Origin of the sequence: Kribbella sp. NPDC051718, from assembly GCF_040681515.1 — a bacterium.
Taxonomy (GTDB): domain Bacteria; phylum Actinomycetota; class Actinomycetes; order Propionibacteriales; family Kribbellaceae; genus Kribbella.
This window is the reverse complement of sequence record NZ_JBFAYZ010000006.1, coordinates 527019-538998: the sequence shown is the minus strand read 5'-3', so window position 1 is coordinate 538998 and position 11980 is coordinate 527019. Positions and strand designations below refer to the sequence as shown.

Sequence of the window (11980 nt, the reverse complement as noted above, 5' to 3'; positions counted from 1 at the left end):
GTCACGAACCATAGCCCACCGAGGAGAGGTGCACGATGAGCAGGGAGCAACGCGAGCAGGCGCGCAGCCTGATCGACAAGAGTGAGCTCGGCCGGACGCCTGTCCAGCAGCGCGCCGACTTCGACGAGATGTTCGCCAGCCGGCCGTTGGGGGACGATGTGACGCTGAGCCCCCGCACGCTCGGGGGACGTCCTGCTCTGGACGTCGCGGTCGAGGGCGCCGATGGCGAGGGAGTCGTCCTCTACCTGCACGGTGGCGGCTACTCGATCGGCTCGGCCCGCACCGGGGCCAACCTTGCGGCGCCGTTGGCGCGGAGTACCGGCGTATTGGCTGTGTCGCTGGACTATCGGCTGGCACCGGAGGACCCGTTCCCGGCCGCGGTCGACGACGCGCTCGCGGCGTACAAGGAATTGCTGGAGAGCGGTCAGAAGGTCGTACTAGCAGGCGATTCGGCTGGTGGCGGGCTCGCGCTCGCGCTGATGCTCGCCGCGCGGAGGGCCGGGCTGCCGCAGCCTGTGGGCGCTGTCCTCTACTCGCCGTGGACCGATGTCTCGTTGAGCGGCGGGAGCGTGGACTCTCGCGGTGACTTCGACCCGCTGTTCAGTCGGGCCCAGATGGCCGAGTCGGCCGACTGGTATATCCAAAGCCAGGACCCAAGCGACGAGCTGGCCAGCCCGCTGTTCGCGGATCTGACCGGTTTGGCGCCGCTGCTGATCCAGGTCGGGTCGGCCGAGGTCCTGCTGGACGACTCGCTGCGACTGGCGGTCCGGGCGGCCGAGGCCGAGGTCGATGTCAGCCTGGACGTGGTCGCCGGAGCACCGCACGTGTTCCAGTACTTCACCGGCTTCCTGCCCGAGGCCGACGAGGCGCTGGAGCGGGCCGCGGCCTTCGTCCGGCGCCGACTCAGCGATCGACTCGGGGACCAGCCGGTCGGGTAGCGCGGGGTTCTGGGGGTGGCGTCGCATAGATTGGGGGCATGAGTACTCCGTCCGAGAAGTATGCCGTTTTCCGCTCGGACCAGGAGCACCCCGCGGTGCGGGAGTTCCGCTCGCTGTACGACTTCCAGCTGGACGACTTCCAGTTGCGGGCGTGCGCGGCGCTGGAGGACGGGCACCAGGTGCTGGTCGCCGCGCCGACCGGCTCGGGCAAGACGCTGGTCGGCGAGTTCGCGGTGCACCTGGCCCTGCAGCGCGGGCAGAAGTGCTTCTACACCACCCCGATCAAGGCGCTGAGCAACCAGAAGTACAGCGATCTCGTCCGCCGCTACGGCCACGACAACGTCGGCCTGCTGACCGGCGACAACTCGATCAACTCCGAAGCGCCGATCGTCGTGATGACGACCGAAGTGCTGCGCAACATGCTGTATGCCGCCTCCCAGACGCTGCTCGGCCTGTCGTACGTGGTGATGGACGAGGTGCACTACCTCGCCGACCGGTCCCGGGGCGCGGTCTGGGAGGAAGTGATCATCCACCTGCCCGAGTCGGTCTCGGTGGTGTCGCTGTCGGCGACGGTGAGCAACGCGGAGGAGTTCGGCGACTGGCTGGAGACCGTCCGCGGCAACACCGTGGTGGTCCTGGAGGAGAAGCGGCCGGTGCCGCTGTTCCAGCACGTGATGGTCGGCAAGCGGCTGCACGACCTGTTCGCGGGGGAGGCGCCGACAGCGCGCGCCGGTGGCGTAGCGCAGTACGGGCCTCAGTACACGGCACCCAAGTCGAGGTCCGGCAACCCGGCGAAGGCTGGCAGTGGCGCGCCTGACCTCAAGGACATGGTCAACCCGCAGCTGGTCAAGATCGCCCGCGACGACAGCCGGATCTTCAAGGACGACTCGCGCAAGCCGCGCCGTCGCCGGGATCTGCCCAAGAGCCGGCCGGCCCGCTCGCACTTCACGCCGTACCGGTCCGACGTGGTCGAGGAGCTGGATGCCGGCGCGCTGCTGCCGGCGATCTACTTCATCTTCTCCCGCAAGGGCTGCGAGGACGCGATGCTGCAGTGCCTGCGCTCGGGCCTGCGGCTGACCAAGCCGAGCGAGCGCGACGAGATCAAGCGGGTACTGGCCGAGCGCACCTCCGATCTGCCCGACGAGGATCTGGGCGTGCTCGGCTACCACGACTTCTCCGAGGCGCTCAGCCGCGGCATCGCGGCCCACCACGCGGGCATGCTCGCGGCCTTCAAGGAGGTCGTCGAGGAGCTGTTCGCGCGCGGCCTGATCAAGGTCGTCTTCGCCACCGAGACGCTTGCCCTGGGCATCAACATGCCGGCCCGCACGGTGGTGCTGGAGAAGCTGAGCAAGTGGAACGGCGAAGCCCACGTCGACATCACGCCGGGGGAGTACACCCAGCTGACCGGCCGGGCCGGGCGCCGAGGCATCGACGTCGAGGGGCACGCGGTCGTGCTCTGGCAGCCGGGGTTCGACCCGCGTGCTGTCGCCGGTCTCGCATCGACTCGTACGTATCCGTTGCGGTCGTCGTTCTCCCCGTCGTACAACATGGCCGTCAACCTGGTTCGCCAGGTCGGCCGCAGCAGGGCACGCGACATGCTGGAGCTGTCGTTCGCGCAGTTCCAGTCCGACCAGGCCGTGGTGGGTCTGGCGCGGCAGGTGCAGCGGAACACGGAGGCGCTGGAGGGATACAAGGAGTCCATCGACTGCCACCTCGGCGACTTCCTCGAGTACGCCGCGCTGCGCCGCCGGATCGGTGATCGCGAGTCGTCGGGCTCGAAGGCGCGCAAGCTGGACCGCCGGGTCGAGGCGCAGGCGTCGCTGGAGAAGCTACGGATCGGCGACATCATCCGCATCCCGGCCGGCCGCAGCGCTGGCTGGGCGCTGGTTCTCGACGCCGGCGTACGGTCCGAGCGCGAAGGGCCGCGGCCGACCGTGCTGACGCTGGACCGGCAGGTGCGCAAACTGTCGATGATCGACTTCCCGACCCCGGTCGAGGCGATCAGCACGCTCCGGGTGCCGAAGAAGTTCAACGCGCGCAACCCGCAACAGCGCCGCGAGTTGGCCCATGTACTCCGGGGCCGCACCGACATGATCGGCGAGGAAGGTCCGCCGTCGTCGCGCAGCCACCGGGGCGACGTCGTCACGCACGCAGACGATCCGGAGCTGCAGCAGATGCGGGCCGAGTTGCGCGCGCACCCCTGCCACGGTTGCTCGGATCGCGAGGACCACGCCCGCTGGGCCGAACGGTACTTCCGGCTCGACCGGGAGAACCGCGATGTGCAGCGCAAGATCGAGCAGCGGACGAACACGATCGCCCGCCAGTTCGACCGGGTCTGCCAGGTGCTCGACGCGTTGCACTACCTCGACGGCGACAAGACGACGGAGGCGGGCGACCGGCTCTCCCGGATCTACACCGAGCTCGACCTGGTGGCGGCCGAGTGCTTGCGGGTCGGGGTTTTCGACGATCTCGACGTACCGGAGCTGGCGGCTTGTCTGGCGGCGCTGGTGTTCGAGTCGCGGTCGAAGGACGAGCCGACCTCACCCCGGTTGCCGCGCGGCGAGGTCCGGCCGGCGCTGGAGAAGATGGGTACCATCTGGCGGGACCTGTCGGCGCTCGAGCGGGACATGCGCGTCGACTTCCTGCGCTCGATGGATCTCGGCTTCTGCTGGGCCGCGTTCCGCTGGGCGTCGGGTGCGTCGCTGGCCGAGGTGCTGTACGAGTCGGACCTCGCCGCCGGTGACTTCGTCCGTTGGGTGAAGCAACTGATCGACCTCACCGAGCAGGTCGCCGACGCGGCTGGCCCGACCCCGCTGCGCAAGACGGCGCGTCAGGTGACCGACCAGATCCGGCGCGGCGTGATCTCGTATGCTTCGGTGGTCGACGAGCCGTAAACCGCCTATTTACAAGGACTCTTCTGTGCCGCTGTCACGCCGTGATCTAGGAAAACTCGCAGTGGCCGGTGGGGCCGCCGCAATCGTCGGTACTACGGTGGCGCGGTCTGCCGACGCCTCCGCGACGTGGAAGGCGACCGGGACCGCGGTGCCGGCACTGGCTGGTTTCGACAACCAGATGAAGACCTTCATGCAGGCGCGCGGCGTCACGGCCGGCCAGTTGGCGGTGACGTACAAGGGCCGGTTGGTCCTTGCCCGCGGCTACAGCACCGAGTCCACGGTGGCGGTTCAGCCGACCTCGTTGTTCCGGGTCGCGTCGCTGACGAAGTCGTTCACCTCGGCGGCGATCCTCAAGCTGGTACAGGACGGCAAGCTGAGCCTGACCACGCCGGTGACGTCGATCCTCACCTTCACCCCACCGGCCGGCCAGACGGTCGACCCGCGGCTGAAGACGGTCACGATCAAGCGGCTCCTGCAACACCTCGGCGGCTGGGACCGCGACGTGTCGGGCGACCCGACCGGCATGGACGCGACCATCTCGAAGGCGCTCGGCGTCCCGATGGAGCTGCAGCACGCCGACGTCATCAAGTTCATGGCCGGGCGCCCGCTCGACAACGCGCCCGGCACGAAGGTCGCCTACTCCAACTACGGCTACCTGCTGGCCGGCCGGGTGATCGAGAAGGTCAGCGGGCTGCCCTATGCGACCTACGTGCAGCAGAAGTTGCTGACCCCGTTGAAGATCACCCGGATGGCGCAGGGGTACTCGATCGCCAAGCACGCGGGCGAGGTGCCGTACGACTCGCAGTACACGGCGAAGACGGTCCTCGACACGACGGGCAAGGTCGTCGCGGCGCCGTACGGGTCGTTCAGCATGCGCATCCACGACGCCAACGGCGGCTGGATCGCCAGCGCGCCTGACCTGGTCCGCTGGGCGAAGATGTTCGACGCGCCAGGCACCGTCCTGAACAGCACCTCCCTGGCCAGCGTCTGGGCCAAGCCCGAGACCGGGGTATCTCCTGACGGCTGGTACTACGGGCTCGGCTGGCAGGTCCGCCCCACGACCCAGGGCGGCACCGGCCGCAACACGTGGCACACCGGCAGCCTCCCCGGCACCTTCACGCTGCTCGTCCGCACCTACAACGGGATGAGCTGGGCCGCGTTGTTCAACCGCCGCGACGATGCCAGCGGCAAGTCGTATGGCGACATCGATGCCGCGATGTGGACCGCCGCCGCAAGCGTGAAGACCTGGCCCACCAACGACCTGTTCCCGACGTACTTCCCGGCCTAGAACATCAATGCCCTGAACTGTGGATCAGTGACGCTGTCTTCGCCTGCCATGTCGGCGAAGACAGCCCGGACCGCGTCGATCGCCTCGTCGCCGTGGGTCTTGCGCAGCTTGCGTTCGTAGGCCTGGTGGAATCTCCGGGCGGCCTTGAGCGCCGCCTGGCCGCGCTCTGAGAGGTGGATCAGCCGCGCCCTGCCGTCGGTCGGATCGGGGTGGCGCTCCACGTAACCGCGCGCCTCCATGTCGTCGATGATCTGCGCGGCGCCCTGCTTCGTGATGTCCAGCCGGGTCGCCAGCGTGCTGATCGTCGCAGGAGCGCGGCCGAGCGTGCGGAGTACGAACCCGTCGGAGCGGCCCTGGTCGTCGAAGCCCTTGGCCGCGGTGGCCGCCCGTAGCTCGCGGACGAACTCCTGCTCCGCGAGCAGCAGCAGGATGCCGAAATCGGGGTTGTCATTCGTCGCCATGTCGTCCATGATAGACAAGCCGAGTTGAACAAGTCAGCTTGTCTAAATAGTTGGGGGTACGAGATGCCGATCACCCGCGCGGCCGATGCGCCGCGGTTCGACCTTCCGGGCGCGCAGTTCACCGTGCAGGCCGCGCCCAGCCTGGGCTCCAAGGGCCTGTGCACGTGGCGGTTGCGGCTCGACACGAGCGAGCGCAACGACGCGCCGCACACCCTGGACCGCGACGAGGTCTTCATGGTCCTGTCCGGCACGGTCCAGCTCACACCGGACGGCGAGAAGCTCGAGGCGGGCGACTCGGCCGTGGTACCGGCCGGCGACCCGATCCAGGTGCGCAACCTCGGCGACACCGACGCTGAGCTCTACGTGGCCATCACCGCCGGCTTCACCGGCACCATGGCCGACGGGACGACCGTCCAGCCTCCCTGGGCGCAGTAGCCGAGGTAGCCGGCGTCGCCGTCCGTCAGAGATGGGCATGACGGAGATGACGACGCGCCAACTGCTCTGGGACAGCCTCTCGATCGCGCCGGCGGGCCGCCACCCTGGACGGGTGGGGGTGATCGGCCTGCCGGCGGCGGAGTTCACCGTCTCGGAGAGCATCAAGCACTCCCCGAGCGTGGCGGGCAAGGACTTCGACCGGGTCAACGCCTTGGGGCATGCACTGCAGGACCACCAAGGCAGCGGCTTCGAACGGACGGTCAGGTCCGACGCCGGCCAACGGATGAATCCTGGCTGGCTCACGACCAGGAGCCTCGTCCACGATCCTGCCGGCGGGCGGATCGCGGCCGCGGCTCATCTGAATCACACCGGCCTCGGCCTGCCGCCAGCGCTCGACCTTGGCGCCATGGATGGCAGGAACATGATCTCCTGGCGCGAGCACAACGGAATGGTCTATCCGGCGGGGAACCTGTACTGCGGCTCCGATCGCTCCGGCGCTCTCGTTCCGGCGCTGATGAACGCCGACATCATCTCGGTCGATCTGTGGCCGTCGACCGGATCGATGGCCATGTTCGAGTCCTGGGGCGGATCGCTGGGATCGGTTGCGCTGATCGACGGCGGCGGATCGCACAGGCTCCTGACCTTCATCGACGGCGTGAGTGGCGGCGAGGAACTCCGCTTCAGCCCGGACGGTGGCTGGCTCTTGCTCGACGGAGGGTCGAAGGCCTGGCTGGTCGAGGTCGTGACCGGGCGCTGGATGCGGGCGCCGGTCGAGAACGCCGCCTGGTGGCCACTGCGTCCGGCGACGCTCATCTCCGTCTCCAACGAGGACGGCAGTGTGGTGCCGAGGCTGTACGACCTGTCCTCGGCCGAGTACGTCGGTGAGTTCCCGCAGCTCTACATCGAAGGGCAGGGTGAGGTGGACCCGGCCTGCTGGGGTGTAGCCGTCTCACCCGGAGGCGACGAACTCCTGGTCGGTACGCGGGCCGGCATCACCGCGGCGTACCAAGGTGAACACGGCTCGCGGACGCGGGCGGCTCGGGTGACGCTGGCTACCGGTCGCGGCCAACTCGTCTGGCCGATCTTCGTGGACGATCAGGGCGAGCTGGAGCGGGAGCACCACGAGTTTCGCTGGCTCGGCCCGGTACCAGAGCTGCCGGTGACGCTCGCAGCGCAGCTCTCCGCGCTGCTTCAGGAGCCGAGCAGCCAGGTGCCCGAAGGGGATCCGGCTCGCTACGGTGACGAGGCGAAGCAGTCCACCGGCATAGCGCTCGACTACACGGTGCAGCAACTACAGACCGACCTGGTGGCATCAGACGGGGCTTACCTGATGCCGGAGATCGTCCGCGGTCTCGCGACGCTGCAGTCGTACGGCGGCGAGCACTGGGACAGCATGAGCGAGTGGGCGACCCGGGTGGCCGGCGCGTTGGAGCCGCTCGTCAGCAGCGGCTCGCTCTCGCCACGCAACGAAGATGCGTGGCGTGTGTTCTGCTCCGCCGTGCGTGCTCTGAACGCAGGTAGTCCTTCCTCGATCGACTGGGCAGGGCTGCCCTGGGTGAGGGGCTAGCAGCGGCGGATGGGAGCGCTGTAGGTGGTGTTGCTCGGGTTGGCGACGTAGTAGTCGGTGACCCAGGTGCCATCACTCAGGCGGTTCCAGACGGACGTAGTACCGACCTTCGTGCCGGCTCGTTGGCAGGTGACCCAGGCCAGCGAACCGATCGGTAGTAGGCCTGGGTAGGTGGCGTACGACGTACCGGGGCCGTGGCGCCTGGCCAGGTTGTCGGTTGTGGTCTGGTACGGGAGGCTGCACCCCGGGATGGGTGCGCTGTAGCCGGGGTTCCCGGGTGTGCGGACGTAGTAGTCCGTGACGTACGTCCCGTCGATCAGCTTGTCCCAGACGGCGCTGGTGCCGACCTTCGGGCCGAAGGTCTGGCACACGATCCGGATGGGGGCATTGTGGGCGATCGTCGCGCGTCTCGGGTAGGCGGTGGAGGGACCGCTGTAGGCGTAGATGTTCGTTCGGACCGTGTAGGTGTACCAGGTCGAGGCGACCGGTGCGTCGAGGCGATCGTTGTCGATGTTGAGGGTGACGCCGCCGTACGTCTCGTTGTGATCGCCCTTGTACTGCTTGGCCCGCTGGCCCACGGACCAGTAGCGGTCTGAGATGAGCGGCCAACCCGTCAGCGTCGAACTGAGGTCCCAGCGGGCGATCCACACCGCATCGGGGCGCGCGTAGGCAGTTGAGTTGTACACCTCGGCCAGGTGGCGGGCGCCGGAGTCCTGGTGGGCGTACACTGCGGAGATGTAGCCGCGCCGGTGCAGTTCCTTCGTCCAGGACGAGAGGTACCGCAGTACTGCGGCCCGGCAGGTCGCATCGTTGACGTTGTAGTGCTCCATGTCGCCGTAGAGCGCACTACCCGGCAGCAGCCCGATCGCTGCAGCCTTAGCTGCGGCATCGGCCGCCTGAGCCGTCCCCTGTGCGGCTGCAGACGACACGGTCAGCTTCACCGCGTTGACTCGGGTAGTGCACGGCGCCTGATACCCCATGTACACAGGGATCAGCCGCCATCCCATCCGCGTCACACTGCTCACCCAACTGCCCGTGAGCTGCGGCTGCGAGCACCCGCGGTTCACCCCGCCGATGTAGATCCCCACCGCCCGGTACGGCGACGCCAGCCACGCCGACATCTGCGGGACCGTCGGCGCAGTGCAGGTGTCGAACGCCAACCCCTTGTACCTGGTAGCCGTGGCACTCGCCGGATACCCGACCGACGTTGCCGGCTCAGCCGCCGCCGGTACCGTCATCCCCATCAACAGCAACGCCGCAACCAACAGCAAACGCTTCATTCCACCAGCCCCCTAGATACTTGCAGTACACGCCTCCCAGGCGTGCCCGGCAAGGGGCTAGTCTGCGGCGAAAGAGCATCGGAGGAGGCGGGATGGAACCCACGATCGTCGAGCGCGAAGACCAGCCGTACATGGCGTTGCGCGGCAAGATCGCGATGAACCAGATCGCCGACTTCGCGCGGCGTACGCCGGAGTTGTTCGGCTGGCTCGCCGCCCGCACCATCGACCCGATCGGCGACGTGTTCTTCCGGTACGCCGTGGTCGACATGGAGCACGGTCTGGTGCTGGAGATCGGCGTACCGGTCGAGGAGCGCCACCACGGCGAGGGTGAGATCGTCGGCGGCATCCTCCCCGGCGGCCGCTACGTCAGCGTCACCCACGTCGGCCACCCGGACCAACTCGAAGGCGTTACAGGCGACCTGCTGGCGTGGGCCGAGAAGGAGGGCCTGGAGTGGGACGCGGACGGCAACAACTGGGGCAGCCGCCTCGAGGTCTACAAGTCCGACCCCCAAGAGGTCCCGATGGACCTATGGGAAACCGAGCTACTGTTCCGCCTCCGCGGTTAAGCAGCTACAGGTTGGAGCAGGTCGCGGAGTTGGCGGGCCGCCTGGAAGCCGGCGCGGTTGCCGCCGATAGTGCTGGCTGACGGCCCGTAGCCGATCAGGTGCACGCGCGGCTCCAGCACTGTGTGGGTGCCGTCCATCCGGATACCACCGGACGGTTCGCGCAGATGTAGCGGCGCGAGATGCGCCAGATCGGCCCGGAAGCCGGTTGCCCACAGGATCGCGTCGACGTGCTCCGCGCGACCGTCGGCCCACTCCACGCCATCGGGAGTGATCCGCGAGAACATCGGGAGCCGGGTGTAGACGCCCTTCCGGTACGCCGCCTGCTCCTGCTCGCGCAGCTGCAGACCGGTCACCGCGACCACACTCTTCGGCGGCAGCCCGGCCCGGACACGCTCGTCGACTTTGGCGATGATCTGCCGCCCGATCTCCGGCCCGAACTCTTCACCCGGCGTCCGCCACTCCGGCGGCCTCCGGGTCACCCACGGGGTGGTCGCGACCTCGGAGATCTCGGCGAGCAACTGCACCGCCGACGCACCCCCACCGACCACCAGCACATGCCTGCCAGCGAACTCGCCGGCGCCGTTGTAGTCGGCAGTGTGCAGTTGCCGCCCCTGGAACGTCTCGATCCCCGGGTACCAGGGGATGAACGGCCGATTCCAGGTACCGGTAGCGTTGACGATCGCCTCGGCCTCGTACTCGCCCTGGTCGGTAGTCAGCTCGAACAGCTCACCGTTGTGCCGCACGCTCTCCACGATCACCGGCCGCACGACCGGTAGCTCAAACCGAGTCTCATAGTCGGCGAAGTACTGCGGCACGAACGCATTGGCCCGCTCCACACCAGCACTGGGCGGTACGTCGACGCCCGGCAGGTTGGCGATCCCGTGGACGTCGTGCATGGTCAGCGAGTCCCACCGGTGCTGCCAGGCGCCACCGGGGGCCGGGTTGCGGTCGAGCACCACCACCCCGTCGTACCGGGGGAACCCCATCCGGACGAGGTGGTACGCCGCCGACAGGCCAGCCTGGCCGGCCCCGATCACCGCAACCTGGGTCCTCTTCACACCAGGTGCAACAGCCGGGCCGGCCGCCTTACTCCCGGCGCCTCAGCCCCAGCTGTTGTCGATCCGCTTGTGGTAGCGCTGACCGGCCTTGCCACCGATGACTGCGGCCAGCAGGCTGACCACCACGACAGCGACGGCCAGGATCAGGCTGCCGGCGGTCAGGTCCTCGTTCGCGATCGGGACGGACGGCAGATCGACCCGGTCCAGTACGTCGTACTGCGACCCGGCCAGCGCGCCGATCCCGGCGACCACCAGCGTCACGATGAACCCGATCGCCCAGACGCCGAGCCCCTGCCGGGCCCCGTCGAAGCGGGCGAGCCGGCCGGCGACGTACCCGCCGTTGTAGTAGGCGATCGCCATCATCAGCACGAGCAGCACGGCTGAGACGATGCCGATGGTGCCGGCGTTGTCCTCGGCCGTCGACCGGTCGATGGTGACCGCGTAGTCGACCGCGGCGGCGATCGCGCCGATCACCCCGGTCAGCAGCACGGTCAGGCCGATCGCGATCAGCCAGCCGAAGAAGGCGGCCCCGGACTTGAAGCCCCGATACACCGGGTCGACCTCGGCCGCCGTGGACGTCTTGATGTCGGCGCGATGGGTGGCCGTCGGCCGCTCCACCGCGGTGTCCTCGGTGAACTGCTTCTGGGGGACCTGCTGGGTGTCAGCCTCGTCCCGGTACTGCTGAACCATCTCGCCGTCTCCTCACCTCGACAGCCCCGTTCTCACCGCCTGGTACCCCCACGTATTCATCCCGACTCACACCGTGTCGGTTGCTAGGGAATCAGATCGTCGATCTTGTGGTGATAGCGCTGACCGGTCCGGCCGCCGAGAAGCGCGAAGAGCAGCGGCAGCATCAGCAATGCGGCGGCCGTGATGAGCCCACCGGTCAGCAGGCTGTCGTCGGCCAGCGGTACGTCGGGACGCTCGATCCGGCCGGTGTAGTCGTAGTTGCTGTTCAGGAACGCCCCGACCGAGCAGCCGCACACGATCAGCAGCAGCGAAATCATCCAGACCCCGAAACCCTGCCGCATCCCGTCGAACCGGACGAGCCGTCCCGCGACGTAGCCACCGGTGTAGAAGGCCAGGCAGATCACCAGGACCACCGCTGCCGCGGCACTGATGGCGACGGTACCGGCGTTGTCCTCGAGATCGGTTCTGGTGTAGCCCAGAACGTAGTAGGCGGCGGTGGCCGCGCCGCCCACCAGTGCGGTGAGCAGGACGAGCATCGCGCCCATGATCAGCCAGCCGAAGAACGCGGCGCCGAACTTGAAGCCTCGGTAGGACAGCCGCTCCGGCTCTGCCTGCTCGTCCGCCGGCTTGTCGGGGACCAGCGTGACGCTGCTCATCGCACGATGAGCAGCGGCCCGGGCTTCCTCGTACCGCCGGGTCGTCGTGTCGGCTTCAGGTTCGTCCAGGATGCTCTGTTCCACTGCCGTTCCCCTCACATGTCAGCCCTGCGCCCGGGGCCTACCCGTGAATCGCGCGACTCATGC

General features: G+C 68.3%; 11 protein-coding genes. 6 read left to right on the top strand and 5 right to left on the bottom strand.

The window, feature by feature from the left end:
• The first annotated feature begins 35 nt into the window (after positions 1-35).
• The 3 genes from AB0M15_RS25125 to AB0M15_RS25115 are packed head-to-tail and all read left to right on the top strand — an operon-like array spanning position 36 to position 5120.
• Positions 36-938, top strand: coding sequence for an alpha/beta hydrolase fold domain-containing protein (locus AB0M15_RS25125; protein ID WP_363823736.1), 903 nt, complete (start codon positions 36-38; stop codon positions 936-938).
• 38 nt (positions 939-976) lie between these two features.
• Positions 977-3832 (top strand): DEAD/DEAH box helicase, encoded by a 2856-nt coding sequence (locus AB0M15_RS25120; RefSeq protein WP_363823735.1) that lies wholly within the window; start codon positions 977-979, stop codon positions 3830-3832.
• A 25-nt stretch (positions 3833-3857) separates the two neighbouring features.
• Positions 3858-5120, top strand: a complete 1263-nt coding sequence (locus AB0M15_RS25115) for a serine hydrolase domain-containing protein (RefSeq protein ID WP_363823733.1) — start codon at positions 3858-3860, stop codon at positions 5118-5120.
• Here AB0M15_RS25115 and AB0M15_RS25110 read toward each other — a convergent pair.
• Positions 5117-5581: a MarR family transcriptional regulator gene (locus AB0M15_RS25110; RefSeq protein WP_363823731.1), complete on the bottom strand. Its 465-nt coding sequence runs from the start codon at positions 5579-5581 to the stop codon at positions 5117-5119. The two genes, AB0M15_RS25115 and AB0M15_RS25110, sit on opposite strands and share 4 nt — an antisense overlap.
• Positions 5582-5644: 63 nt before the next feature.
• Here AB0M15_RS25110 and AB0M15_RS25105 point away from each other — a divergent pair, with 63 nt between their 5' ends.
• Both AB0M15_RS25105 and AB0M15_RS25100 read left to right on the top strand, forming a co-directional pair.
• On the top strand, positions 5645-6016 hold the full coding sequence (locus tag AB0M15_RS25105; protein ID WP_363823729.1) for a cupin domain-containing protein: 372 nt from the start codon (positions 5645-5647) through the stop codon (positions 6014-6016).
• A gap of 37 nt (positions 6017-6053) precedes the next feature.
• On the top strand, positions 6054-7583 hold the full coding sequence (locus tag AB0M15_RS25100; RefSeq protein ID WP_363823727.1) for a hypothetical protein: 1530 nt from the start codon (positions 6054-6056) through the stop codon (positions 7581-7583).
• Here AB0M15_RS25100 and AB0M15_RS25095 read toward each other — a convergent pair.
• Entirely contained in the window at positions 7580-8863 is a 1284-nt protein-coding gene (locus tag AB0M15_RS25095) for a glycoside hydrolase domain-containing protein (protein WP_363823725.1), read from the bottom strand. The two genes, AB0M15_RS25100 and AB0M15_RS25095, sit on opposite strands and share 4 nt — an antisense overlap.
• Positions 8864-8955: 92 nt before the next feature.
• Here AB0M15_RS25095 and AB0M15_RS25090 point away from each other — a divergent pair, with 92 nt between their 5' ends.
• Positions 8956-9429 (top strand): GyrI-like domain-containing protein, encoded by a 474-nt coding sequence (locus AB0M15_RS25090; protein WP_363823724.1) that lies wholly within the window; start codon positions 8956-8958, stop codon positions 9427-9429.
• Here AB0M15_RS25090 and AB0M15_RS25085 read toward each other — a convergent pair.
• The 3 genes from AB0M15_RS25085 to AB0M15_RS25075 all read right to left on the bottom strand — a co-directional run bounded on the left by AB0M15_RS25085 (position 9426) and on the right by AB0M15_RS25075 (position 11917).
• Complete coding sequence (locus AB0M15_RS25085) at positions 9426-10487, bottom strand: FAD-dependent oxidoreductase (protein WP_363823722.1); 1062 nt, start codon at positions 10485-10487, stop codon at positions 9426-9428. The genes AB0M15_RS25090 and AB0M15_RS25085 overlap by 4 nt on opposite strands.
• A 42-nt stretch (positions 10488-10529) precedes the next feature.
• Complete coding sequence (locus AB0M15_RS25080; RefSeq protein ID WP_363823720.1) at positions 10530-11177, bottom strand: hypothetical protein; 648 nt, start codon at positions 11175-11177, stop codon at positions 10530-10532.
• A gap of 83 nt (positions 11178-11260) precedes the next feature.
• A complete protein-coding gene (locus AB0M15_RS25075) occupies positions 11261-11917 on the bottom strand; it encodes a hypothetical protein (protein WP_363823719.1) in 657 nt (218 codons plus the stop codon).
• Positions 11918-11980: the final 63 nt, after the last annotated feature.

What these genes read in the sequence shown, in the direction of transcription:
- AB0M15_RS25125 (WP_363823736.1), top strand. Translation starts at nt 36, where the DNA reads ATGAGCAGGGAGCAACGCGAGCAGGCGCGCAGCCTGATCGACAAGAGT.
- AB0M15_RS25120 (WP_363823735.1), top strand. Translation starts at nt 977, where the DNA reads ATGAGTACTCCGTCCGAGAAGTATGCCGTTTTCCGCTCGGACCAGGAG.
- AB0M15_RS25110 (WP_363823731.1), bottom strand. Translation starts at nt 5,581, where the DNA reads ATGGCGACGAATGACAACCCCGATTTCGGCATCCTGCTGCTGCTCGCG.
- AB0M15_RS25105 (WP_363823729.1), top strand. Translation starts at nt 5,645, where the DNA reads ATGCCGATCACCCGCGCGGCCGATGCGCCGCGGTTCGACCTTCCGGGC.
- AB0M15_RS25100 (WP_363823727.1), top strand. Translation starts at nt 6,054, where the DNA reads ATGACGGAGATGACGACGCGCCAACTGCTCTGGGACAGCCTCTCGATC.
- AB0M15_RS25095 (WP_363823725.1), bottom strand. Translation starts at nt 8,863, where the DNA reads ATGAAGCGTTTGCTGTTGGTTGCGGCGTTGCTGTTGATGGGGATGACG.
- AB0M15_RS25090 (WP_363823724.1), top strand. Translation starts at nt 8,956, where the DNA reads ATGGAACCCACGATCGTCGAGCGCGAAGACCAGCCGTACATGGCGTTG.
- AB0M15_RS25080 (WP_363823720.1), bottom strand. Translation starts at nt 11,177, where the DNA reads ATGGTTCAGCAGTACCGGGACGAGGCTGACACCCAGCAGGTCCCCCAG.